The organism is Pseudomonas gingeri, assembly GCF_013386165.1.
In the GTDB taxonomy this organism is placed as follows: domain Bacteria; phylum Pseudomonadota; class Gammaproteobacteria; order Pseudomonadales; family Pseudomonadaceae; genus Aquipseudomonas; species Aquipseudomonas gingeri_C.
In genome coordinates, this window is the sequence record NZ_JACAOS010000036.1 from 1 (window position 1) to 23,188 (window position 23,188).

Below are 23,188 nucleotides of genomic sequence, written 5' to 3' on the forward strand. Positions count from 1 at the left end.
TACGAACCTCGTCATCACCGCCACCGGCCTGCTCGACAACGCTAACGCCTGTGCCGTTGATGACATAGACATCATTCCCCAGCCCCCCCTCAAGAGTCTGCCCGCTGGTGGAGGCCGTCAGCGTGTCACCAAAAGCAGACCCCACGACCCTCTCAATCGAAATCAATGTATCGCCTTGAGCGTCGCCCCCACTCCCGGTACCGGTCACCAGGTTGACGTTAACCCCTGCCGTAGAATTGATATATGACGCCGTATCAACCCCCGCCCCGCCATTCAGAACGTCCGCCCCTGCTCCACCATCGAGCAAATCATTACCCGCCCCACCGTCCAGCGAGTCATTCCCGGCAAATCCATACAACTCATCGGCGTTAGCCGTTCCTACCAGCGTATCCGCGCCGGATGTTCCATTGATCACTGCCATTGCTTCTTCCCTGCCCTGTGTTGAGTTATTGGCGCTTGCGGTGAACCCGTTTAATCCTCAGCCCTCGCGGAATGCACGCTGAGCATGATCACTGATCGGTTTAAGCAGATAGGAGATGATGCTGCGCGTCCCGGTCTGAATCATCGATTCCACCGGCATGCCCGGCACCAGTGTCAGCCCCTGCAATTGAGTAAGCTCGCTGCGTGGGATTTTTATACCGGCTCGATAAAAGCCCATTCCCGTACGCTCATCCTGGACAAGATCAGCCGACAACCTGACGACCTGCCCCTTCAACTCCGGCGTCGTACTGCGGTTGAACGCGCTAAGCCGCAATACCGCGTCCTGCCCCAAGGACACTTGATCGATATCCTGGGCACTGATCCGCGCCTCCACCAGCAACTCATCATCCATCGGCACGATCTGCATCAGGCTTTCGGCCGGTGAAATCACACCGCCGATGGTATGCACCGTCAATTGCTGGACACGACCGGCAATAGGCGCCGTGATCGTTATGCGCTTGAGCTGATCGTTAGCCGCAATGTCACGCTCGACCAATTCCCCTTGCTTGGCTTCAAGCTCTCGAAGCTCAAGCGACACATCACTGCGAAAACTCTGATCAATCTGCAAACGCTGCAATTGGGTCTCGGCAATCTTGCCCCGAGCCTCGGCAATGGAAGCGATCAACTGACCACGCTCGCCGCGCAAACGGGCAATCCCGCGCGCCAGGGCATTAACCCGGTCTATGGTCATCATGCCCTTGTCGAACAGCTTCTTGACCGCCTGATATTCCTGGTCGATCAGCTCGATCTCTTCGGTCTTGGTCTTCTGCTGGATGTCGTGGCCAGCGATGGTTTCGTTGAGTTGCTGGACCCGCTCACGCAACTGCTTCTTCTGGCCTTCACGCGACGAACGTCGGTCCTGAAACAAACGAAGCTCACTGGCCATCAAGATTTGGGCGTCGTCAGTTCCCAACCGTGTAATCAACGTGGCGGGAGTGACCAACTCACTGGCGTCATCACGCTCGGCCTCCAGACGCGCCTGTCGCGCCAGGGCCTGGCTCAGGGACTTGGACACAATGGCTTCGCCGACTTTCTGCATCGTAGAATCAAGCCGGATCAGTACATCGCCAGCTGCAACCAGTTGGCCTTCTGTAACCAACAGCTCTGCGACGATACCGCCCGTGGGGTGCTGGATCTTTTTGACACTGCCTTCAACCGCCACACTCCCAACAGCGATCACCGCCCCCGACAGATCGGTGCCCGCCGCCCACCAAAGCCCGCCACCCAGCAGAACCGCAAGACTTATCGCGCCCAGTCGCAGGTGCCGGGTCAACGACCCGGCCAAGCTGTTTTCATGATCACAGACAGTCATTTGGCAACTCCCATTTCCACAACGGTTGTCGTGGGCCGGGTATCTTGCAAGGGTGGTTTTCTGAGCACTGTTTCCTTGGGACCGAACACCGTCTGGAGACCATTTTCGAGAATCAGTACCTGATCAATAACCGACAGTATGTTGGTGCGATGGGCAATCACTATTGCGATACCGTTGCGGGCCTTCACCGATAAAATGGCACGAGCCAATGCCTGCTCTCCCTCGGCGTCCAGATTGGAGTTAGGCTCATCCAGGACCACCAGGAACGGGTCGCCAAACAATGCACGGGCCAGTGCGATACGTTGCCGTTGACCCGCCGAAAGATTGAGCCCGCCCTCACCCACCTGGGTTTCATAGCCTCGGGGCAATTGCAGGATCAACTCGTGAACACCTGCCAATTGCGCCGCACGGATAATCGCTTGGTCATCGGCGTCGCTGTCCAGGCGAGCGATGTTCTGGGCAACCGTTCCACTGAACAAGCCAACGCTCTGCGGCAAATACCCAATGAGCTTGCCTCTGGATTGCTCGGACAACAATTCGAGCGGCGCACCGTCCAACCGCACCTTTCCGCGTGCCGGCTGCCAGGCTCCAACCAGAACCCGCGCCAATGATGACTTGCCGGATGCGCTGGGCCCTACGACGCCAACAGCGCTACCCGCAGCAACGGTAAAGTTGACGTTCTGCAAGGTCAGCCCCGAGAGACCCGGAGGAGAGGTAAAGAGGCTCTCGACCCGAAGCACCTGATGCGCCGGCGGCAATTCGGTTTTGCTCTGTTCTTCAGGAAACAGGGCAAAGACCTCAAGCAACCTTTTCCAGGCAATATGGGCCGCCAGAAGACTGCGCCAGGTCGCAATGACCTGCTCGGCGGGTGCCAAGGTCCGTGACACGATTATTGACGCGGCAACAATGGTGCCTCCGCTCAAGTCACCTTGAATCACCAGGTAAGCCCCCAGCGCCAGGGAGCCCGACTGAACCAGATGGCGCAAGGCTTTGGAGATACCGCCAAACAAACTACCAATATCGACAGCCTTGCGTTGCAATGTCGTGTAAGTCGAATGGTGGCTCTGCCAAAGCAGGGAGGCTCTGCCCGCCATGCCCATGGCGGCCAGTGCTTCGGCATTCTGGTGGGCTTGCTGCCCCAGATAATTACGTTTGTTCAGTGCCTCGGCAGACGCTTGCATCAACTGCCGCGATTGGCGGTCGGTCATGAATGTCAAAGCAACAAGGACCACCATCAACCCGGCTGTTAGTAAACCGAACAGGGGATGAATGTAAAAACAGACCGCCAGATAAACCGGCATCCAGGGCAAGTCGAAAAACGTGACCAAACCAGGACCGCCGATAAAGCCTCGAATCTGATCCAGTTCCTGCGCAGGTTTCAGTGCATCGCCAGTAATCGCGGTTTTTAACGAGGCGCCGGCAATAACCTTGAACACTCTGGAGGACAGCGCCAGATCAAAGGACGAGGCAATCCGCACCATGAGTCGGGAGCGCACGATATCCAGTAGCCCCGACAGTGCATAGACCCCCAGTACCAAAAGCCCCAAGGCCACCAGCGTCGGAATACTCTTGCTGGGAATTACCCGGTCATAGACCTCCAGCATGAACACCGGACCGATCAGCGCCAGGATATTGATCACCCCGGAAAACAAGGCCGCACCGATCAAGCTTTTGCGCAAAATGATTTTCAACGGCACCGCCAAGACAGGCGCATTGAGGGCGTTACTTCTCTTCAATTCTTGTTCCGTCCCTAGGATGTTGCCAGCTCCATGCAGTCAGAACGAAAGGTTCTGCTCTGATGACGCAGATATAACGAAATGTTGACGCCATTCGTTATGCGCACACGGAAACAGCAAGTTCTGCACCACCTTGTTCAATCACCTGGACAAACCTAGCCAAACGGTGAGGTGACTCAAACGTCAGGCAAAAAAAATCCGGCACCCCAGGGCGCCGGACTTTTGAAGTACCAGAGAAACCGTATCACGCCATCTGGATGATGGTCTGCATGATGGTGCTCTCGGTGGAGATGGTCTTGGCGTTCGCCTGGTAGTAGCTCTGGCCCTTGATCAGGTCCACCAGCTCGCTGGTCAGGTCGACGTTCGAAGACTCCAGGGAACCGGAAATGATCGTGCCGTTGGTACCGACCGCGCCGCCAGCATAGGATGGCTGGCCGGACGCGAAGGTCTGCGTCCAATTGGTGCCGCCGACCGCCTGCAGGCCTTGCTCGTTGGTAAAACTGGCCAGGGCCACCTGACCGATCGCCTTGTGCTGCTGGTTACTGAAGTTGGCGGAGATCACGCCGGTGGAATCGATGGTGATATCGGTAATCTGGCCAGTGGCGTAACCGTCGGTGGTAGGAGCACTACGGGCGGTATCGGCGTTGAACTGGGTGGTTTTCGAAAAGTCGACGGCGATGCCGGCGGCATTGGCTGACGCACCGTTCGCAGTGAAGACACCTGCGGTCACCGTACCGGGCACCCAACCGGTCACTGTGATGCTGGTCGCAGTGGCGCTACCACCGATGGTTGCCAACTTGCCCGAGGAATCGAAGGTCACGGCCACCGGGACAGGGTCAGTGGCGAGCGGTGGAACGGCTGGAGGAACGCTTGCAATGGTCGGCGCCGTACCGTTCGGGTTACGACCGTCGATCAGCGAATAGACGTTCCAGGTATTGGCACCGGTCTTGACCATATACTGGTCCAGGGAGTGAGAGTTACCCTGGGTGTCATAGATAGTGGTGCTGAACGGCTGGGTGTAGGTCGATGTAGTCGCTGGATCAAACGGTGCGGTGATCACCGCCGAGGTGGAGTCGAGGTTGAGCGTCGAGCCAACCTGGGTGGTGGTCTGCGGCGACAGGTTCGAGGTGTCGATCCGCAGGTTGGTCAACACACCCGGAATGATGTTGCCGTTGGCATCCGCGGCAAAACCTTGCAGTCTCGCGGTGCCATCGGTGTTGGTAATGTAGCCGTCCTTGTCGGTCTTGAAGGTACCGGCACGGGTATAGCTCAGCGAACCGTTGGTGTTCAGGACGAAGAAGCCGTTGCCCTGCACGCCCATGTCCAGCACGTTGCCGGTGCTGTCCATGCCGCCGTTGCTGAAGTTCTGCGAAACGTTGGCCAGGTTCACACCGTTACCGACGCTCTTGGTACCAGTGCCCAACTTGGTCGCCGAGTACACGTCGGCGAATTCCGCACGGGACGACTTGAAGCCGGTGGTATTGACGTTGGCAATGTTGTTGCCGGTGACGTCGAGTTGTTTCTGGGCCGCAGAGAGACCGCTCAAACCGATATTAAAAGACATGGTTCACTCCTTACTTCGTGTTGGTCGGCTCTTACAGGCCAATGGTCTGGACTTTGGACAGAGCAATACTGCCCAGGCCCGCCAGGTTGAGCATCATTTCGCCGCCGTTCTGACCCAGGGTCACGCTGCTGACAGTCGCCGGCAGGTTGGTCGTGAGTGCCGTGGACGTACCACTGATCGGCGCGGTGGCGTTGAAGGTGTAGGTACCGCTGGGCAGCAAGGTGCCTGCATCGTTCTTGCCGTCCCAGGTAAAGGCGGCGTTGCCGGCCGACTGCGAACCCATGTCGATGGTCCGGACCACGGTGCCGGTGGAATCGCTGATCTTCAGGGTCACATCGCTGACAGAGCTCGGAACCGTTGCCGTACCGCTGAAGGTCTTGGTGGTATCGACCACGGCCTGGCTGGTCGGCACGATAACCGAACGCCCGACCATCGACGAAGCCTGCAGCGCCTGGGACGAGGTGAAGGAGCTGGCAATGTTGTTCACGCTGGTGTTGAGCGTCTGGATACCTTCCAGGCTGCTGAACTGGGCCAACTGTGCGACGAAGGCACTGTTGTCCTGGGGATTGGTCGGGTCCTGGTTCTGCAGTTGGGTCACCAGCAGTTGCAGGAAGTCGCTCTCGCCCAGGCTCTGGCCGCCGGAAGCGCTGCTGATGGCATTGCCCAGCGCGTCAGTACTGCCGGTATTCGCCGTCTGGGAGTTGGAAATAATTGTATCAAGGGCCGTGTTGCCACTTGAGGAGGTGCTGGAAACCGTCATAGGAATCGTCCCTTATCACTGACCGAGGGTCAGGACCTTCTGCATCATGGTTTTGGCGGTGGTCATAATGTCCGCGTTGGTTTGGAACGAACGGCTGGCGGAAATCATGTCGGCCATTTCCTGAACCACGTTGACGTTGGGGTAGTAGACGTACCCATTGGCGTCAGCCGCCGGATGGTTCGGCTCATAACGGGCTTCAAGGTTGCTCGGGTCCTCGACCACGCCCGTGACCTGCACACCGGCACCCGCCCCGTCCTGGCTCTGGAACAGCGAGTTGTCAGTTTGACCCTCGCCGTTCTGGAACATGGTGGCGAATACCGGATGCCGGGCGCGGTAGGTCTGGTCCATGCTCGACGAAACGGTGTCGGCGTTGGCGATGTTACTGGCGACGGTGTTCAAGCGAGTGGTCTGGGCACTCATGCCGGTACCGGCAATGTTGAAAACGCTGGCTAGGGACATGGCTTATTCTCCACGCAGGGCTGAAACCAGCCCTTTGAATCGTGCGTTCAGCAAAGTGAAACTGGCCTGGAAATCGACCGAGTTCTTCGCATAGTTCGATTGCTCGATCTGAGCATCCACGGTGTTCTGGTCGAGGGACGGCTGCATCGGCGTGCGGTATTGCAACTCGGCGTCGCCGTTGCTCATGCCCTCGGCTTCGATATGACGGGTGTTGGTGGTGTTCAGCGCGAAACTGCCGTTCTTGGCCTTGTCGCTCTGCTCGGCGAGCACCGAGGAGAAATCCATGTCCCGTGCCTTGTAGTTCGGGGTGTCGGCGTTGACGATGTTGTTCGCCAGAACTTCGGCGCGCTGGGCGCGGAAGGCCAGGGCTTGCTCATGGATGCCGAGCGCTTTATCGAAGCTGATGCTCATGTCGGGAAACCTTTAGCGGGTTGACCTGGTTTTGTGAAACAGGCTTTTCGTTGCAAGAGATAAAGCAAGGCCCATGCCAATTTATCAGATCAGGTAAATCAAGGGGTTGCGGGCAGGTGGGGAGCGGCAATGCCAGAAAAGCGGCAACGCATTTCCGCCGCGTGCCGGTAAAGCGGCAAAAGCGCCGCAAAAAAAAACGGAAACCCGCTGGGGTTCCCGTTTTTTGTAGGGCTTGGCGTTTACTTGGCCTGGTAGATGATCCCCGGGCTGCACTGCACCATCTGGTAATGGTCCGGCAGACCGTTCAGGGCTTCCGAGGCCCCGAGGTACAGGTAGCCTCCCGGCTTCAGGGTGCCGTGGATACGTAGCAGAATGTCTTTCTTCACTTCGGCGGAGAAGTAGATCAGCACGTTGCGACAAAACACGATGTCGAACTTGCCCAGGCTGGCATAGCTGTCCAACAGGTTGAACGAGCGAAACTCCACGCGACTGCGGATCGGCGCCTTGATCGCCCAGCGTCCCGGCCCTTTCGGGTCGAAGAAGCGTTGCAGGCGCTCAGGCGACAGGCCGCGGCCGATCGCCAGGCTGTCGTATTCGCCGCTCTTGCAGTTGGTGAGCATCAGCCCGGACAGGTCGGTGGCGACAATCTGCGCACCGCCCTTCAACTGGCCCATGTTGGTCCGCTCGAATTCATCGATCGACATCGAGATCGAATAGGGCTCCTGCCCCGACGAACACGCCGCCGACCAGATCCGCAGACGCTGGCCGGGGCTGGCCTTGATCATTTCCGGCAACACCTTGTTCTTCAGGACCTCGAAGGGGTAGGTATCGCGAAACCACAAGGTCTCGTTGGTGGTCATGGCATCCACCACCTGCTCGCGCAAACCACTGCGGGGCTGGGTCTGGATCCGCTGCACCAGTTCGCCAAGGGATTTGAGTCCCTGCTGTTCCATCAGTTTATTGAGACGGCTGGAAACCAGATACTGCTTGTTTTCACCGAGCAGAATGCCACAGGCCTTTTCCAGGAAGACCCGGAACTGTTCGAAATCCAAATTACCCGTAGACAAATGATGCCGCCTCTACAATCGTTCGTACCGCCAGGAACGGAGGTCCCTGATCGCTTATTCTGCTGCCTTGATCCGGTCGACCACCCGTGCTGCCAGGTCGTCGGGACGGAACTTGGCCAGGAAGTCATCGGCGCCGACCTTCTTGACCATTGCCTGATTAAAGACCCCTGACAAGGAAGTATGCAGGATGATATGAAGCTTTTGCATGCGTGGATCGTTGCGGATCTCGGCTGTTAGGGTATAGCCATCCATTTCAGGCATTTCAATGTCGGAAATCATCATCAGAAATTCCTGCTCCGGCTTCTTGCCCTCGTCGACCAGTTTGCGCAGGTAGTCCAGCGCCTGCCGGCCGTCGTTCAACGCCACCACTTCCACCCCCACGGTCTGCAGGCAACGCGTGACCTGCTTGCGTGCCACCGAGGAGTCATCCACCGTCAGCACCCGCATCGACACGGCCTTGGCCTGGGTCTCGACATCGACCACGCCATGGGAGATGGATTCGGAGGTCGGCGAGACCTCGGCGAGAATCTTCTCGACGTCGATGATTTCCACCAACTGGTTGTCGATCCGGGTCACCGCGGTCAGGTAGTGATCGCGGCCGGTGCCCTTGGGCGGCGGATGGATCTCCTCCCAGTTCATGTTGACGATGCGCTCCACCGACTTCACCAGGAAACCCTGGGTCTTGGTGTTGTACTCGGTAATGATCACAAAAGGATTACTTTGATCCTTGAGACCGCCCGCCCCGGTGGCCATCGCCAGATCGAGGATGGGAATGGTTGCCCCACGGATATTCGCCACGCCACAGACCACCGGGCTGGATTTGGGCATCACGGTCAGCTTGGGGCACTGCAGCACCTCCCGCACCTTGAACACGTTGATCCCGTACAACTGCTGACCATCCAGACGAAACAACAACAGCTCAAGGCGATTCTGCCCGACCAGTTGCGTACGCTGGTTCACCGAATCCATTACACCCGCCATGCCAGCCACCTCTCACACAAGCTTCATGATCCGACGCTTACTCAGCACTAAACGGCACGAGCCTTGCTTTTTATACTGTTATGAAAGCACAAACGACATTTTTTCGACGCCTGACATCACAGTACCGCAGATTGCTCTGGGTCTTGGCGGTTTTATGCAGTCTGAACCCCGGCGGCCCTGCCCTTGCTGACTCGGCGACCCTGCCTGATCAGCTTATCGGCGTGACCCAAGGCTTTCTTGAGTTCACGGTAGAAGACTATCTGGCGACTAGTCAAACCGAAGGACGCTACGAAATCCAGGTCAACCAGCTCGATCCGCGGTTGCGCATGACAGCATGCGACAAGGAATTGACAGCCACCCTGGAAAGCCCGGCCACCCCGATTGGCCGGGTCACGGTCAAAGTCCGCTGTGAAGGCAGCTTGCCCTGGACGGTGTTCGTGCCCGCCCAGGTCAAGTTGTTCCGCAATGTGGTGGTCACCACGCGCCCGTTGAAACGCGCCGGAATCATTGAACCCGGCGACGTCACCTTGCGTGAAAGAGACATCAGCCTGGCCAGCCAGGGCTTCCTGACGTCCGTGGATGACGCCATCGGACAGAAACTTGTCCGACCAATGGTCATGGATCAGGTCATCACCCTGGTCCATCTGGAGCAGGCCGAAGTGGTACGCAAGGGCGATCAGGTGGTCATCAGTGCGACGAGCGGTGGCCTGGTGGTGAAGATGCCAGGCGAAGCCTTGTCCAACGGTGGCCTGAATGAACAGATCCGCATCAAGAACCTGAACTCCCAGCGGGTGATCAAGGCCCGGGTGACCGCACCCGGACAGGTGGAAGTTGCTTTGTAGAGAACTGGCGTTAAGCAGCAGCTTTTCCTAAACTGTGCTGCACAGGGAAACATCGCCAACACGTGCCGGCTCAATCGTATCTGAGCCTAAAGTTTTTCCGGGTATGGCCGAAAACAAGGCAAGCGTCCAAATACCCAGAGGTTTTTTTCATCATGGTCATCGATTTCAGTCGTTTGAATAACGCCCCATCACTGACAGGCAGTACGCGCAGTAGCGCCAGCAAGGATGCCGACAACGCCGGCAAATCCACGTCTGTGAGCACTCCGGCCACCTCAGTCAGCCAGAGCGGGGAATCGGTACACCTCAGTAATGAGGCCCAGCAGTTGCAACAAGTCACTGACAAGCTGCGTGACCAACCTGTCGTCAACAGTGCCCGTGTGGCCGAGTTGAAGCAGGCGGTTGCCGATGGCAGCTATAAAGTCGACAGCAACCGCGTCGCCAGCAAATTGCTCAACTTCGAAGCCCAGCGCTAGGCTTCGGCCTGCGTCAGGCTTTTGGACGCTTAAAAACCAAGGCCAGCCATGCACGACAACACTCTGCTGCAACTGATCACCGAAGATTTTGCTCCAGCTCAAGAACTGCTCGAGTTGCTGCGCGCCGAATCCTTGGCGCTCCATGGGCGCAACATGTTCGAGCTGGAAGACATTCTGGCGCGCAAGCAAGCGCTGATCGTTCTGTTGGAACAGCATGGCCGCAAACGCAGCCAGCTGCTCGCCGGCCTCAACCTGCCTCCCAACCGTGCCGGACTGGAACAACTCGCCGCACAGTCCAGCATTGGCGAACAATTGTTGAGTCAGAGCGATGTCCTGACCCAATTGCTTGCCGATTGCCAGGCCGCCAACGAGCTCAACGGTCGCAATATCCAGGTTCAGCAAGCGACAACCGCAAACCAGTTGAAGATCCTGACCGGCGGCGAAACCCCCGCCCTCTATGACGCGCGCGGCTCGACAGCAATGTCCATGAAGCCACGCCCGCTCAGCCAGGCTTGAACCGGGCCTTGCGCGTGCTCTATCAAGGCGCGCAACATGCTGGCAAAATGCTAGCTTTTGCGTGCAGTCGTATTCTGTCTGGAGATTGATGAACCGTGTCCAATGCCCCAAGCGCGGAAGATGCTCCGCAGCCACCCAAGGTGCTTAGCACGCCTCTGGAGATTTCCGCCAACTTGCGGATGCTGCAGGAAAGTCACGACCCGCTGATCATCACCTTTCATGAGCGCAGCCAGCGTTTCCAGAGCTTTGTGATCGATGTCGACCGCGAAGCCGGTACCCTGGCCCTGGACGAGATGATGCCTCGCGACGGCGAGCGCTTCCTGTTGGCCGGCGAACCCTTCCGGGTCGAAGGTTTCCATGAAGGCGTGCGAATCGCCTGGGAACAGCCACAACCCATGACCATCGACGAGACCAACGGTTGCTACCGTGGCTCGATGCCCGATGAAGTGGTCTATCACCAACGTCGCAATGCCTTCCGTGCCGCCCTGAAGCTGGCCGCGCTGGTCAATGTCGAGTTGGGTGGCGAGAAGCTCAAGGCGCCGTTGACCGGCAAGTTGCTGGACATCTCCGCCACCGGTTGCAAACTGCGCTTCGACGGCGATATTTCCGACCGCCTGCAACTGGGCCAGGTCTACGAGCGCTTTATTGCCGCCCTGCCCTTCGGCCCGATGACCGCCCCCGTGGAACTGCGTCACCTGCACTTCGAAGAAAGGATCAACACCACCTTCGCCGGCGTGCGCTTCCACAATATGAGCGGTCTGGTTCAGCGCCAGGTCGAGCGTTTCGTCTATCAGTTGCAGCGTGAAGCACGGCGCTTCGATAAAGACGACGACTTCTGACCAGTAGCCGCCATGAAAAAACGGGCCACCCTCATCAGGTGGCCCGTTTTTTTATGCTCAACGTCTCAGTTGCTCGACTTGTGCGCCGGCTCCGGATCCGACTCGTCGACCTCGGGCGCCACCTCGGGCTCCGGCGGCGTGGGCACGACACTGTCGCACATCTGATCCAGCACGATCTGCTCATCAACCCGCGGATCAAGCGCCACGCCCAGCGGCGACATGGCTTCCGGCATGACCACGTGTTGCAACGGCGCATCCTCGACCTGATGCAGGTTGGTCACGGCATTCGGCCGGATCCGCCAGACCAGCATCAAGGCGAAGAAACTGAAAAACGCGTAGAGCATCTGGCTACCGAACAGCTTCATCAGTACGCCGGCCACCAAAGGCCCGATGCTTGCGCCGATGCCATAGGTCATCAGCAGCATGGCCGTCAGCGAAACCCGCCGATCGCCCTCGATATGATCATTGGAAAAAGCCACCGCCAGCGGATACAGGCAGAACTGCAGCAAGGACACCACGAAGCCAGAGGCAAACAGCACCTCGATAGGGGCATGGGACAGGATCGCCAGCGGCAATGAGGCCAACGCCAGCAAGAAGGCAATGCTGCGAATCAACACCGCCCGATCATAACGATCCGATACCCAGCCCAGCGGCCACTGCACCAGGAAGCCGGCAAAAATGCAGCAGCCCATGAACATACCCACGTGCTCGGTGGACAGCCCCTGCTGGGATGCATACAAAGGTGCCAGACCGTAAAAGGAGCCGACGATGATCCCGGCGCCAAGGACGGTGGTCAGCGACTGCGGCACCCGCTTCATAAAAAAACGCGGTTCCAGCGGCGCCGGATGCAACGGCGCCGGGTGAATCCGTCGGGTCATGGCCACGGGCACCAGGCACAGGGCAAAACACATCGCCACCGCCATCAGCAGTTCCAGGCCCAAGGCCGGGTGCAGGACCAGAATCATCTGCCCGAGGATCAACCCCAGGTAGGAGGCGATCATGTAGCCGCTGAAGACCACCCCGCGCTGCTTGGCTTCGGCCTGCTCGTTGAGCCAGCTCTCGATGACCATGTACTGGCACATCATCCCCAGGCCCACGATCATCCGCAGGAACAACCAGGCCGGCAGCCAGTCGATCAGGCCATGGCCGAGCACCGCCGCACCGACAATCCCGGCGCAGGTGGCATAGGCGCGAATATGACCGACCCGGGCAATCAGCCGGTGGCCGATCTTGCCGCCCAGCACCAGGCCGAAATAGTTGGCGGCCATCAAGGCGCCCACCCACAGGCTGTCGACATGCTCGGCAGCCAGGCGCAGGGCCAGGTAAGTACTCAGGAGGCCGGAGCCGATCAACATCATCAGCGAGGCGAAATACAACGCTCGAAAGGGTTTCCAGATCTGGCGCATCGGCTTTCCGAGCGGCTCCTTGAATAGAGTATCGGGCTATCCGACAAGATAGCCCGAACGGGACGACTACAGCTATGCCTGAGCGGCCAGAACACGACGCTCCCAGGGGGTAATTTCATCCAGGAAACTGGTTAGCTCCAGGCTCTTCGAAGCGATGTAGCCTTCGATGAACACGCTGCCGAACAGTTCCCTGGCCAACTGACTACGTTTCAGACGTTCGAGTGCGGCATGCAAGGTACATGGCAACGACAAAGAATCCGGAACTTCGAACTCGCCCTGGATCGCCGGCGTCGGTTCAAGCTCGTGTTCGATCCCGTGCAGGCCCGCCGCCAGGCTCGCGGCAATCGCCAGATAGGGATTGGCATCGGCCCCCGGCAGGCGGTTTTCCACGCGCCGCGCCACCGGAGCACTGGCCGGAATACGCAAACCGGCGGAACGATTGTCATGGGACCAGCAGGCATTGTTCGGCGAAGCAAAGGGATGGCACAGGCGCTGGTAGGAATTCACGTTCGGCGCGAACAGCGCGGTGAAGTCCGCCAGGCAGGCCTGCTGCCCACCGATGAAGTGCCGGAAGGTCGCCGTCGGCTCACCGTTGGCATCGCTGAACACATTGCGCCCGCTGTCGGCCTGCACCACGCTCTGGTGGATATGCATCGAACTGCCAGGGGTGTGGGCCAGCGGCTTGGCCATGCAGACCACGGTCAGGCCGTGCTTGAGGGCGACTTCCTTGAGCAGGTGCTTGAACAGGAAGGTCTGGTCAGCCAGCAGCAGCGGATCGCCATGCAGCAGGTTGATCTCGAACTGACTGACGCCCATTTCGTGCATGAACGTGTCCCGGGGCAATCCCAGGGCGGCCATGCATTCGTAGACTTCACTGAAGAAGGGGCGCAAGCCGTTGTTGGAACTGACGCTGAACGCCGAATGACCGTCTTCGCGACGACCGTCCAGGCCCACCGGCGGCAGGAACGCCTGGCTCGGGTCGGTGTTGGGGGCGAAGACGAAGAACTCCAACTCGGTCGCGACTACCGGCGCCAGGCCACGGGCCGCATAACGCGCAATCACCGCCTTGAGCTGGCCACGGGTCGACAGGCTGGAGCTTTCGCCGCTCAGCTCGTCCGCATCGCAGATGGCCAGGGCACGGGGTTGCCGGCTCCAGGGCAGGCGATGAACCTGCTGGGGATCGGCGTTGAGCGCCAGGTCGCCGTCGTCACTGCCGTAGAAACGCGCCGGCGGATAACCGCCCATGATGCATTGCAGCAAGACCCCGCGGGCCATCTGCAGGCGCCGCCCTTCGAGAAAGCCCTCGGCGGTCATCACCTTGCCGCGGGGAACGCCATTGAGGTCCGGGGTGACACACTCAATCTCATCAATGCCGGTCAGTCGCTGGGCGAGTGAACGCTGGCCATCGGTCGTCATGACTCAATCCTTGTTATTGTACGGGCCGCTAGCGGCGTCCCGTACAAAATACGCATCACCTGTTCAAGATTTCAAGCAAGGAATACAGAAAAATCTGACCGTCTAATCAGCTTGCGTATGGGCGATCACGATCAAGGCAGATAAAGACTGAACAACGCCCCGCCCAAGGTCCCGCCATTGGCAATCTCGATCCGTCCACGCACGCCATTGCGCTCGTGCAGCCCGGCAATCCGTGCGGCGAAATACAGCCCCAGGCCGGTACTGCCGGTCGCCGGGTTGATGCCCTGAACATAATCGGCCTGGCGCTCGACCATCTGCTCCGGATAGCCAGGACCGTCGTCATTGATGGTCAGCACCAACTGCTCGCCTTCCTCACGAACACTGACCAGCAGCGCATGACAGGCGTAACCGATGGCATTGGTGATGATATTGCCGACCACCGAGCTGATCAGTTCCCGGTCGAAGAAGCCCAGCGGGCTGAAATCGCCCACCTCGCAACTGGCCACGATCCCACGACTGCTCAGCAGTTCCTGGCGCCCCGCCAGTTGCGCGCCGATGAAGTCGTCCATCTCGTGGTAATCCGGACGCAGCGGCAGTTGATTGACCCCCAGCTTGTACAGCCCGAGCAGTTGCACCAGCATGGTATTGAGGTGCGCGAACTCATACTCGATAACACTGTGCTCGGGGGTTTCGCGCTGGTCATCGGGCAAACGTGCCTGCCACTGGCCATGGGCCTGCGTCAGCATCGCCAGGGAGTTCTTCATGTCATGCACGGTGGAGGCGATCACCGTGGAAAAATCCAGCCCCTCGTGACTGTCACTCATTCTACAAACGCCCGGGTACGCAATTTCTGATACCTCTCATAACGGGGGTCGCTGTCCGGCATCTTGCCGACCATTTTCAGACAGCTGCGGCACTCTTCGAGCACAGCGGCATCACCGCTCTTCTGGGCAATGACGAGCAAGGCCTGGGCCGCGTTCAAGGCAATACTGATGTTCTTCGGTTGCAGCGCCAGGGCCCGGCGGAACAAGTCCACGGCTTCGTCCAGGTTACCGCCCTTGTAGCTGCGCACGCCCTGCACGTTGAGATCGATGGCCGCCTTGCCGCCGCCGAGGATCTCCGGGTCGTCGGTCAGCTTGGCGATGCCTTTCATCACCGTCGGATCGTCGCCGTAGATCTCCACGCAGTTCTTCAGCATCGAAGCACCGGCATCGGCCTGCCCCAGTTGCTGCAACTGCTTGGCCACCAACAGCGCGGCATCGGCGCTCATGAAGTTCTCCATGCCGTCCAGACGCGACATCGCCTGCTCGGTGAGCTTGTCGGCGGTTTCCGCATCGTTGAGCAGCAGGCTGGTGGCCTTCATCAAGCGCGCCCGCACCTGCAAGCCCTGGTCGTTGGCGTTTTCCTTGGCGACCGCGCTCAGGGTCTGGTTGATCTCCAGGCGGGTGCGGGTGTCCAAGCCACGATCGCTGCCCTTGCTGATCAGCGCATGGGCCAGGCCGAGGTTGCTCTCCGGGTCCTTGAAACGCGATTGCTCGCCCTGGTACACGGCCTGGCGATAAGCCCGGGAAGCACTTTCAAAATCTTCGTTGGCCAGGGCCAGCTTGCCGAGCATCGATTGCCGGCGCACCGCCAGCGGCGACAGGCGCACAGCCTCTTCCAGCACGCTCTGTGCACGATGGGTATCGCCTTCCAGCACCAGCACTTCGGCCAGGCCGTCATAGAGCGCTGGCATCATCGGAAAGGCCTTCAGCGCGGTCTCGTAAAGCGCTTTGGCCTGGGCCACCTGGTTGCGCTTGAACAGCAACTGCCCCATGCGCGCATAGGCCCAGGGTAACGGACGGTCGGCAAGGATGCCGGTGAGAAAGCGCTCCAGGGGCTCGAACTGGTTGAGGTTCCACATCGCATCGGCGCGATAACGCAGGCACAGCGGGGCAAAACGGCTGTCCTGCTGGGTCAGGCGAGTACAGGCGGCCAGCACTTCGGCCGGCTTGTCACGGTCCAGCGCCTCCATGATCGGCTTGAGCAGGTTCTTGCGCTGCACCAGCTTTTCCAGACGCTGGGCCAGGCTGGCGCGGTTGAACGGTTTGGTCAGATAGGCATCGGGCTCGTGTTCGAGGGCCGAGAGCACCATGGCCTGGCTGCTTTCGGCGGTGACCATGACAAACACGCTTTCATGGCTGATCAGCTTGTCGGTCATCAGGTCTTCAAGCACCTGCTGGCCGTTCTTCTTGCCATCGCCCAGGTGGTAGTCATGCAACACGAAATCGTAGCGGCGCTGGGCACACATGCGCAACGCCTGCTCCCCGGTGTCGGCGGTGTCCACTTCCTTGACTCCCAACTCCCGCAGCATCGACCTGACTGAACTGCGAAAATCAGAGAAATCATCGACGATAAGAAAGTTTTTTTGGTGATACGCCAGCATCGAGATTCCTGTCATGGGAAATAGAAGATGAGCCCGTGGGCAATCACCGGAGCGGGTTCAGCTTCCTTGCCACTTCGCGCGTAAATAATAACTAACGGCATTTTGCCATCAAGCAACTTTACAGCATCGTACAAAATTGCAGGCAAAACCCGACCTTTTGCCAAGCGTAGCGGCAAAAGCTATAGAGGTTTGATCGACCGCTTGAGACACATGCTCAGCCCGCGCCAGCCGTCTCTCGGGTTATCCCATCAGGGTATCGTCAGATGCAACGAAAACCTGAATGGGCCAGCTTCCCGCAAAGACGCTGCCGCCATTGACAAATCCGACTCACAGGCCTGAATAATCCGGCCCGCGAGTCGATACAAAAAAAACAATAGGTTTTCTCCTCGATCCAGGGCGTTCTATGAAGTGGAAAATACGCAACAAAGTTCTGCTGCTCTCCGTCATCCCCGCCCTTTTGCTGGCCTTGATCATTCAACTGCTGGCCTTCTCCGAGCAACAGGCCATGGGGGAGCGAAGCATCGAGGAAACCCGCCAGACCCTGATAAAAACCCGCAAGGACGAGTTGATGCATTACCTCGACCTCGCCTACAGCACCATCAAGCCGCTTTATGAAGGGGCCGACGCCATGACCCCGGCGACCCTGGAGGAAGCCAAGCGCCGGGTGCGCGAACTGCGCTACGGGCAAGACGGCTATATCTTCGTCTACAACGACAAGGGTGACCGGGTTGTCCTGGCCGGCAAGGACGAGGGGAAAAATTTCTGGGACCTGAAGGACAGCCACGGCACCTATCTGATCCAGGAACTGATCGCCGCCGCCAAACGCGGTGGTGATTTCGTGACCTACTACTTCCCCAAACCTGGCAATGACAGCACCGCCTACCCCAAGCTGTCCTACAGCAGGTACCTGGACAAATGGAACTGGACCATCGGCGCCGGTTTTTATGTCGACGGCCTGGACGCGCTGATCGCCGCCCAGACGCAAAGCCAGCAGCAAGCCATGGACGCCCTGCGCTGGAAACAATGGGGCATCATGGGGGCGTTGCTGATCCTGCTCAGTATCGTCGCCGCCTACGTCGCCCGCAGCATCGTCAGACCACTCGGCTTGCTGACCCGCAGCCTGCAGGACCTGGCCAGTGAAGACGGCGATCTGACCCGCCAGTTGCCCATCGACGGCAACGAAGAAACCGCCGAACTGGCCGGCGCCTTCAACCAATTCGCCGGAAAAATCCGTCATATGGTCCAGGACCTGGCCCGCTGCGCCCAGCAGTTGCAGGAGCGCAACGAACAACTCAAGCAAAGTGCCCAGCACGCCGCCGATGCGCTGATACGTCAGACCCGCGACGCCGAACAAGTCACCCATGCCATGGAACAGATGGCCCTGGCCACCCACAACGTGGCGGAGTCCGCGCAAAGTGCCGCCCAGGCAACCCGTAATACCGATGAGCAGGCCCAGGCCATGCAAACCAACGTGAGCGACACCGTCGGTGCCATCGGCGGCCTGGCGCGGGATATCGAGAAGGCTGCCCAGGATATCCAGACCCTGGGCAGCGATGTGGAATCCATCGGTTCGATCCTCGATGTGATCCGTGGCATTGCCGAACAGACCAACCTGCTGGCCCTCAACGCCGCCATCGAAGCCGCCCGTGCGGGCGAACAGGGCCGCGGGTTTGCCGTGGTGGCCGATGAAGTCCGCTCGTTGGCCCAGCGTACCCAGCAAAGCACCCAGGAAATCCAGGCCAAGATCACTCAACTGCAACAGGGCGCCCGGGCAGCGGTCAGTACCATGCAGAGCAGCCTGGGTGGCAGCGAGCTGGCGGTGAGCAAGGTCAATGGTACCGGCCAGATCCTCGCCCAGGTGAGCAATGCGGTGTCCGAGATCAATGGCATGAACAACCAGATCGCGACCGCCGCAGAAGAGCAGTCGAGCATCGGCGCCGAGGTGAACCAGAGCCTGGCGCAAATCAGCCAGCACATCAGCGACACCCGCTCGATCACCACGCGCAACAACGAAATGTGTGTCGAGTTGGATCAGCTGTCGCGGGAGCTTGGGCTGCTGGTCAAGCGTTTCAGGGTCTGACGGCTTGACCAGGGCGCTGCCGATTGTGCCGCGCCCTACCCATCCAAGCCTAATGAAAGAGCCTTCATTTCAAAATATTACTAAAAATAACCTTACCGTCATCAGACAGAAATATTTCAGGAATTAAATCGTAACGTCTCCGTATAGGTGGATCACTCCACTTAACCCTTCCTTGAGGTGTTTGATGTTGCTGACTAAAAAAAGCCTGTCTGTCTTGCTGGCGTCTCTCTGCCTGAGCGGTGTTGCTCACGCGACCGATGTAACCGGTGCAGGCTCCAGCTTTGTTTATCCGGTGCTGTCCAAGTGGTCCCAGGACTACAGCAAAGACTCCAGCACCCGCATCAACTACCAGTCGATCGGCTCGGGCGGTGGTATTGCCCAGATCAAGGCGGCCACCGTGGATTTCGGTGCCTCCGACGCCCCGTTGTCGGCGGATGACCTCAAGGCCGGCGGTCTGGGTCAGTTTCCCAGCGTGATCGGCGGTATCGTTCCGGTGATGAACATCGAGGGTGTCGCAGCGGGCCAATTGAAGCTCGACGGTGAAACCCTGGCAAAAATCTTCCTGGGTGAAATCACTGAATGGACCGACCCGGCCATCGTCGCCCTGAACCCGGGCGTGAAACTGCCTAGCGGTAAAATCACCGTGGTTCACCGTTCTGACGGCTCGGGTACCTCGTACAACTTCACCAACTACCTCGCCAAAGTGAGTGATGGCTGGAAATCCAAAATCGGCTTCGGTACCACCGTGCCTTGGCCAGTCGGTGTCGGCGGTAAAGGCAACGAAGGTGTCTCCGCCTACGTGAAGCAGATCAAGAACTCGATCGGCTACGTTGAATACGCTTACGCCCTGCAAAACAAGATGACCCACGCTCAGCTGAAAAACGCCGCCGGGAAATTCATTCAGCCTAACGCCAAGGCGTTTGCTGCTGCTGCCGACACCGCGGACTGGGCCAACGCCAAAGACTTCAACCTGATCATGACCAACGCCCCGGGCGATGGCGCATGGCCGATCACGGCGACCACCTGGATCATCATGTACAAACAGCCGAAGAACGCCGAGCAAAGCAAGGCCGCCTTCAACTTCTTCAAATGGTCTTTGGAAAAAGGCCAGCAACAGGCGTCGGCACTGGACTATGTAGCTCTGCCTGACTCCCTCGTCCAGCGGATCGAAGGCTACTGGAAGTCTGACTTCGCCCACTGATCCAGCCGGCAATAGGCAATAGCTAAAACACCCCTTCCTCAGCAGGATTGCCGAGCGAAGGGGTTTGTTTGTGAGCAGACTTCTGATGAACGATATAGTCCAACCTCCGTCCATGACCATCTACGCTGGCGAAGTGGCAAGTGATGCGCGTGCGACTCGCGATCATCGTCACGATCTCTGGTTCAAGCGCTCGATGATGGGCGCGGCGATGCTGGTGTTGTTGCTCCTGGCGAGCATCGCAGCGTCGACACTTTGGGGCGGCAGTCTTGCGCTCAAGACCTTCGGGTTCGGTTTCCTTACCAGCACCGAGTGGGATGCGGTCAATAACCACTTTGGTGCCCTGGTACCCATTTACGGCACCCTGGTAACGTCTTTCCTGGCGTTGCTGATCGCCGTTCCCGTCAGCTTCGGCATTGCGATCTTCCTGACTGAAGTCGCCCCGCCCTGGCTGCGCATGCCCGTCGCCTCGGCGGTTGAATTGCTCGCGGGGATTCCATCGATTATCTACGGCATGTGGGGTCTGTTTGTTTTTGGCCCGTTCATGGCCGAACACCTGTCCCCCTGGATCAATGACTACCTGGGTGCGCTGCCGTTGATCGGTTCGCTGTTCCAGGGCCCTCCTCTGGGGATCGGTATGCTGACCGCCGGCATCGTCCTGGCGATCATGATCATGCCCTTCATCACCTCAGTCATGCAGGAAGTGTTTCGTAGCGTTCCCACTCCCCTCAAGGAGTCGGCCTACGCCCTGGGTGGTACGACCTGGGAAGTGGTCTGGGACATCGTCCTGCCTTACACCCGCTCTGCGGTGGTCGGCGGGATTTTTCTCGGACTGGGGCGCGCATTGGGCGAGACCATGGCGGTGACCTTCGTCCTGGGTAACGCTCAACAGTTCTCGGCCTCGTTGCTGATGCCCAGCAGCTCCATCGCTTCGGTCATCGCCAACGAGTTCAGCGAGGCCTATACCGACCTGCATCGCTCAGCGCTGATCGCCCTGGGCTTCTTGCTGTTTATCGTCACCTTTATCGTATTGGCGTTGGCGCGACTCCTGCTGATGCGGCTTTCCCGCAAGGAGGGTGTATGACCGGTAATGAACGTCTCTACCGAATCCGCGCCTTCAAGAATCAGCTGGCGATGGTGCTCAGCTGTGGCGCCACGGTCTTCGGCCTGGTCTGGCTGGTGTGGATCCTGCTCACTACGATCATCAACGGCTTCGAGGCTCTCAATCTCCGCCTCTTTACCCAGATGACGCCGCCACCGGGCACCGAAGGCGGTCTGGCGAACGCGTTTTATGGCAGTGCCCTGATGTCGGCGATCGCCCTGCTGATCGGTACGCCGATTGGCTTGATGGCGGGCATCTGGCTGGCGGAGTTCGCCCGTCACTCGCGCCTGGGTAATATCGTCCGCTTTATCAACGACATCCTGCTGTCGGCGCCGTCGATTGTGCTGGGTCTGTTCGTCTACACCGCAGTGATCCTGCCGTTGAACCTGCTGACCAATCACCAGACCGGTTTCTCCGCGATCGCCGGGGCCCTGGCCTTGGCACTCCTGGTGATTCCAGTGGTGGTCAGGACCACCGACGAGATGCTTCAACTGCAACCCACCACCCTGCGCGAAGCTGCGTTGGCATTGGGTGTCCCGCAGTGGAAATTGACGCTGCAGATCGTCCTGCGCGCGGCAAAAGCCGGCGTGCTGACCGGCATCTTGCTGGCGCTGGCGCGCATCACCGGTGAAACAGCACCGCTGCTGTTTACTGCTTTCGGCAACCAGTTCTGGAGCAGCAATCTGCTCAAGCCGATTGCCAGCGTACCCGTGGTCATTTTCCAGTACGCCATGAGCCCTTTCGAGGACTGGCATTCCCTGGCCTGGGCGGGTGCATTGGTACTGACCTTGTTCGTACTGATACTCAGCCTTCTGTCCCGTTTGATCCTTTTGCGCAATAGGTTGACTTGATGAATAGCCGTGACCTTGGCAACGAAAAAACCAAAATTCGCGTTCGTGGGTTGGAGTTTTTTTACAATAACCAACGCTCCCTGAAATCCATCGACATGGATATCCCCGAGAAACGCATCACTGCGATCATCGGACCTTCGGGTTGTGGTAAGTCGACACTGCTGCGGGTATTCAACCGGATCTACTCCATGTACCCGAAGCAGGAAGCGCGCGGCGAGGTGTTGCTCAATGGAGAGAACATCCTAGCGCCGAGTTACTCGATGAATCGTCTGCGCAGCCATGTTGGCATGGTCTTCCAGAAGCCCGTACCGTTTCCGATGTCGATCTACGACAACGTCGCCTACGCCGTGCGTCACCATGAGCAGCTCTCCCGGCATGAGATGGATGAGCGTGTCGAGCAGGCCCTGAGTGGCGCGGCGCTGTGGGACGAGGTCAAGGACAAGCTCAAGCAAAGTGCACAGGGATTGTCGGGCGGCCAACAACAGCGCCTGTGTATCGCGCGCACCATTGCCTTGCGACCGCAGGTGTTGCTCCTGGATGAGCCGACTTCCGCCCTTGACCCAATTTCCACCGGGCGCATCGAGCAGTTGATCACCGAGTTGAAAGAGCAGTACACCATCATCATCGTCACCCACAACATGCAACAGGCGGCGCGGGTGTCGGACTACACCGCGTTCATGTTCATGGGCGAGTTGATCGAGCATGCGATGAGCGACACCATCTTCACCAATCCGAAGAAGAAGCAGACCGAAGACTACGTGACTGGCCGCTTTGGCTAACCTGGTCGCTAAATAAGAAAACCACCTGCAGAGGTGGTTTTTTTATGCCCGGGATTCGGCGGGACGGGGGCGAAGCGCCTGTCTGTGGGAGCGGTAGAGGCCTTTGAGGCTTGCACCGCCCATACTGCCGCCATCGCCGGCAAGCCAGCTCCTACAGAAGCCAGGCACGACGATACCCTTGCGGTGTACACACCAACTTGTAGGAGCCGGCTTGCTGGCGATGGCGGCCGAGAGAGCACCACAAGGCTCAAGGGCCTCAGCGCCGGCAATCGAGCGTCGACCGGCGCTCCTACAGAAGCCAGGCACGACGATACCCTGCGGTGTACACACCGACGTGTAGGAGCCGGCTTGCTGGCGATGGCGGCAGGGAGAGCACCGCTGGGTTCAAGGCCGCCATCGCTGGCAAGCCAGCTCCTACATGGGACCGTGCGGCTCGGTAGTTTTTTCGCCACAAAAACAAAACCCCAATCGCTTTCGCAATTGGGGTTTCG

22 protein-coding genes and 1 pseudogene are annotated in these 23,188 nt (G+C 59.0%); 10 read left to right on the top strand and 13 right to left on the bottom strand.

From position 1 onward, the window contains the following. The 9 genes from HX866_RS34620 to HX866_RS33525 form a co-directional block, all read right to left on the bottom strand. On the bottom strand, positions 1–421 hold a 421-nt coding region (locus tag HX866_RS34620; protein WP_371319313.1), incomplete at its 3' end, for a calcium-binding protein. Between the two features lie 57 nt (positions 422–478). After that, positions 479–1,792, bottom strand: a complete 1,314-nt coding sequence (locus HX866_RS33490; RefSeq protein ID WP_177141262.1) for an HlyD family type I secretion periplasmic adaptor subunit — start codon at positions 1,790–1,792, stop codon at positions 479–481. Next, on the bottom strand, positions 1,789–3,528 hold the full coding sequence (locus HX866_RS33495; protein ID WP_177098442.1) for a type I secretion system permease/ATPase: 1,740 nt from the start codon (positions 3,526–3,528) through the stop codon (positions 1,789–1,791). The genes HX866_RS33490 and HX866_RS33495 overlap by 4 nt, the downstream gene beginning before the upstream one ends. 244 nt (positions 3,529–3,772) lie before the next feature. Beyond that, on the bottom strand, positions 3,773–5,092 hold the full coding sequence (gene flgE / locus HX866_RS33500) for a flagellar hook protein FlgE (RefSeq protein ID WP_177141263.1): 1,320 nt from the start codon (positions 5,090–5,092) through the stop codon (positions 3,773–3,775). 31 nt (positions 5,093–5,123) lie between these two features. Further along, positions 5,124–5,852, bottom strand: coding sequence for a flagellar hook assembly protein FlgD (gene flgD / locus HX866_RS33505; RefSeq protein WP_177098440.1), 729 nt, complete (start codon positions 5,850–5,852; stop codon positions 5,124–5,126). Between the two features lie 15 nt (positions 5,853–5,867). Next, positions 5,868–6,311: a flagellar basal body rod protein FlgC gene (flgC, locus tag HX866_RS33510; RefSeq protein WP_177098439.1), complete on the bottom strand. Its 444-nt coding sequence runs from the start codon at positions 6,309–6,311 to the stop codon at positions 5,868–5,870. A 3-nt stretch (positions 6,312–6,314) separates the two neighbouring features. Then, entirely contained in the window at positions 6,315–6,722 is a 408-nt protein-coding gene (gene flgB / locus HX866_RS33515) for a flagellar basal body rod protein FlgB (protein WP_177098438.1), read from the bottom strand. Positions 6,723–6,961: 239 nt separating this feature from the next. Next, positions 6,962–7,789 (bottom strand): protein-glutamate O-methyltransferase CheR, encoded by an 828-nt coding sequence (gene cheR / locus HX866_RS33520; RefSeq protein WP_152741524.1) that lies wholly within the window; start codon positions 7,787–7,789, stop codon positions 6,962–6,964. A gap of 54 nt (positions 7,790–7,843) precedes the next feature. Beyond that, the gene (locus tag HX866_RS33525) at positions 7,844–8,770 is read right to left on the bottom strand and encodes a chemotaxis protein CheV (protein WP_177098437.1); all 927 of its coding nucleotides are present in this window, start codon (positions 8,768–8,770) and stop codon (positions 7,844–7,846) included. A gap of 80 nt (positions 8,771–8,850) precedes the next feature. Here HX866_RS33525 and flgA point away from each other — a divergent pair, with 80 nt between their 5' ends. The 4 genes from flgA (at position 8,851) to HX866_RS33545 (ending at position 11,440) form a co-directional block, all read left to right on the top strand. Further along, positions 8,851–9,612 (top strand): flagellar basal body P-ring formation chaperone FlgA, encoded by a 762-nt coding sequence (gene flgA, locus HX866_RS33530; RefSeq protein WP_177098436.1) that lies wholly within the window; start codon positions 8,851–8,853, stop codon positions 9,610–9,612. Positions 9,613–9,764: 152 nt separating this feature from the next. Beyond that, a complete protein-coding gene (gene flgM, locus HX866_RS33535) occupies positions 9,765–10,085 on the top strand; it encodes a flagellar biosynthesis anti-sigma factor FlgM (RefSeq protein ID WP_177098435.1) in 321 nt (106 codons plus the stop codon). Between the two features lie 48 nt (positions 10,086–10,133). Next, complete coding sequence (locus tag HX866_RS33540) at positions 10,134–10,601, top strand: flagella synthesis protein FlgN (RefSeq protein ID WP_177098434.1); 468 nt, start codon at positions 10,134–10,136, stop codon at positions 10,599–10,601. 95 nt (positions 10,602–10,696) lie between these two features. Beyond that, positions 10,697–11,440 carry a flagellar brake protein gene (locus HX866_RS33545; RefSeq protein ID WP_177098433.1) on the top strand — a complete coding sequence of 248 codons (744 nt, stop codon included), beginning with the start codon at positions 10,697–10,699 and terminating at the stop codon, positions 11,438–11,440. Between the two features lie 65 nt (positions 11,441–11,505). Here the strand turns inward: HX866_RS33545 and HX866_RS33550 are convergent, their stop codons facing one another. From HX866_RS33550 to HX866_RS33565, 4 genes are all read right to left on the bottom strand, one after another. Further along, positions 11,506–12,846 (bottom strand): MFS transporter, encoded by a 1,341-nt coding sequence (locus HX866_RS33550; protein ID WP_177141264.1) that lies wholly within the window; start codon positions 12,844–12,846, stop codon positions 11,506–11,508. Between the two features lie 72 nt (positions 12,847–12,918). Beyond that, positions 12,919–14,160, bottom strand: a complete 1,242-nt coding sequence (locus HX866_RS33555) for a glutamine synthetase family protein (protein WP_177098445.1) — start codon at positions 14,158–14,160, stop codon at positions 12,919–12,921. Positions 14,161–14,393: 233 nt separating this feature from the next. Continuing rightward, a complete protein-coding gene (locus HX866_RS33560; protein ID WP_177104116.1) occupies positions 14,394–15,086 on the bottom strand; it encodes a sensor histidine kinase in 693 nt (230 codons plus the stop codon). Continuing rightward, positions 15,083–16,687, bottom strand: coding sequence for a tetratricopeptide repeat-containing response regulator (locus HX866_RS33565; RefSeq protein ID WP_177098430.1), 1,605 nt, complete (start codon positions 16,685–16,687; stop codon positions 15,083–15,085). The genes HX866_RS33560 and HX866_RS33565 overlap by 4 nt, the downstream gene beginning before the upstream one ends. A gap of 505 nt (positions 16,688–17,192) precedes the next feature. Here HX866_RS33565 and HX866_RS34995 point away from each other — a divergent pair. The 6 genes and pseudogenes from HX866_RS34995 to pstB all read left to right on the top strand — a co-directional run. Next, positions 17,193–17,909, top strand: a pseudogene (locus HX866_RS34995) (cache domain-containing protein); the annotation flags it as partial. A 15-nt stretch (positions 17,910–17,924) separates the two neighbouring features. Next, complete coding sequence (locus tag HX866_RS35000) at positions 17,925–18,767, top strand: methyl-accepting chemotaxis protein (protein WP_371316756.1); 843 nt, start codon at positions 17,925–17,927, stop codon at positions 18,765–18,767. 184 nt (positions 18,768–18,951) lie between these two features. Next, positions 18,952–19,968, top strand: a complete 1,017-nt coding sequence (gene pstS / locus HX866_RS33575) for a phosphate ABC transporter substrate-binding protein PstS (protein ID WP_177098429.1) — start codon at positions 18,952–18,954, stop codon at positions 19,966–19,968. A 112-nt stretch (positions 19,969–20,080) separates the two neighbouring features. Further along, a complete protein-coding gene (gene pstC, locus HX866_RS33580) occupies positions 20,081–21,049 on the top strand; it encodes a phosphate ABC transporter permease subunit PstC (RefSeq protein ID WP_164886321.1) in 969 nt (322 codons plus the stop codon). Next, the gene (pstA, locus tag HX866_RS33585) at positions 21,046–21,918 is read left to right on the top strand and encodes a phosphate ABC transporter permease PstA (RefSeq protein ID WP_177098428.1); all 873 of its coding nucleotides are present in this window, start codon (positions 21,046–21,048) and stop codon (positions 21,916–21,918) included. The genes pstC and pstA overlap by 4 nt, the downstream gene beginning before the upstream one ends. Further along, entirely contained in the window at positions 21,918–22,697 is a 780-nt protein-coding gene (gene pstB / locus HX866_RS33590) for a phosphate ABC transporter ATP-binding protein PstB (protein ID WP_121133876.1), read from the top strand. The genes pstA and pstB overlap by 1 nt, the downstream gene beginning before the upstream one ends. Positions 22,698–23,188 lie beyond the last annotated feature (491 nt).

What these genes read in the sequence shown, in the direction of transcription:
- flgA (WP_177098436.1), top strand. Translation starts at nt 8,851, where the DNA reads ATGAAAGCACAAACGACATTTTTTCGACGCCTGACATCACAGTACCGC.
- pstS (WP_177098429.1), top strand. Translation starts at nt 18,952, where the DNA reads ATGTTGCTGACTAAAAAAAGCCTGTCTGTCTTGCTGGCGTCTCTCTGC.
- HX866_RS33525 (WP_177098437.1), bottom strand. Translation starts at nt 8,770, where the DNA reads ATGGCGGGTGTAATGGATTCGGTGAACCAGCGTACGCAACTGGTCGGG.
- HX866_RS33550 (WP_177141264.1), bottom strand. Translation starts at nt 12,846, where the DNA reads ATGCGCCAGATCTGGAAACCCTTTCGAGCGTTGTATTTCGCCTCGCTG.
- pstC (WP_164886321.1), top strand. Translation starts at nt 20,081, where the DNA reads ATGACCATCTACGCTGGCGAAGTGGCAAGTGATGCGCGTGCGACTCGC.
- flgB (WP_177098438.1), bottom strand. Translation starts at nt 6,722, where the DNA reads ATGAGCATCAGCTTCGATAAAGCGCTCGGCATCCATGAGCAAGCCCTG.
- flgE (WP_177141263.1), bottom strand. Translation starts at nt 5,092, where the DNA reads ATGTCTTTTAATATCGGTTTGAGCGGTCTCTCTGCGGCCCAGAAACAA.
- pstB (WP_121133876.1), top strand. Translation starts at nt 21,918, where the DNA reads ATGAATAGCCGTGACCTTGGCAACGAAAAAACCAAAATTCGCGTTCGT.
- flgC (WP_177098439.1), bottom strand. Translation starts at nt 6,311, where the DNA reads ATGTCCCTAGCCAGCGTTTTCAACATTGCCGGTACCGGCATGAGTGCC.
- HX866_RS33490 (WP_177141262.1), bottom strand. Translation starts at nt 1,792, where the DNA reads ATGACTGTCTGTGATCATGAAAACAGCTTGGCCGGGTCGTTGACCCGG.
- HX866_RS33555 (WP_177098445.1), bottom strand. Translation starts at nt 14,160, where the DNA reads ATGACCGCCGAGGGCTTTCTCGAAGGGCGGCGCCTGCAGATGGCCCGC.
- flgM (WP_177098435.1), top strand. Translation starts at nt 9,765, where the DNA reads ATGGTCATCGATTTCAGTCGTTTGAATAACGCCCCATCACTGACAGGC.
- pstA (WP_177098428.1), top strand. Translation starts at nt 21,046, where the DNA reads ATGACCGGTAATGAACGTCTCTACCGAATCCGCGCCTTCAAGAATCAG.
- HX866_RS33540 (WP_177098434.1), top strand. Translation starts at nt 10,134, where the DNA reads ATGCACGACAACACTCTGCTGCAACTGATCACCGAAGATTTTGCTCCA.
- HX866_RS33560 (WP_177104116.1), bottom strand. Translation starts at nt 15,086, where the DNA reads ATGAGTGACAGTCACGAGGGGCTGGATTTTTCCACGGTGATCGCCTCC.
- HX866_RS33565 (WP_177098430.1), bottom strand. Translation starts at nt 16,687, where the DNA reads ATGCTGGCGTATCACCAAAAAAACTTTCTTATCGTCGATGATTTCTCT.
- HX866_RS35000 (WP_371316756.1), top strand. Translation starts at nt 17,925, where the DNA reads ATGGTCCAGGACCTGGCCCGCTGCGCCCAGCAGTTGCAGGAGCGCAAC.
- flgD (WP_177098440.1), bottom strand. Translation starts at nt 5,852, where the DNA reads ATGACGGTTTCCAGCACCTCCTCAAGTGGCAACACGGCCCTTGATACA.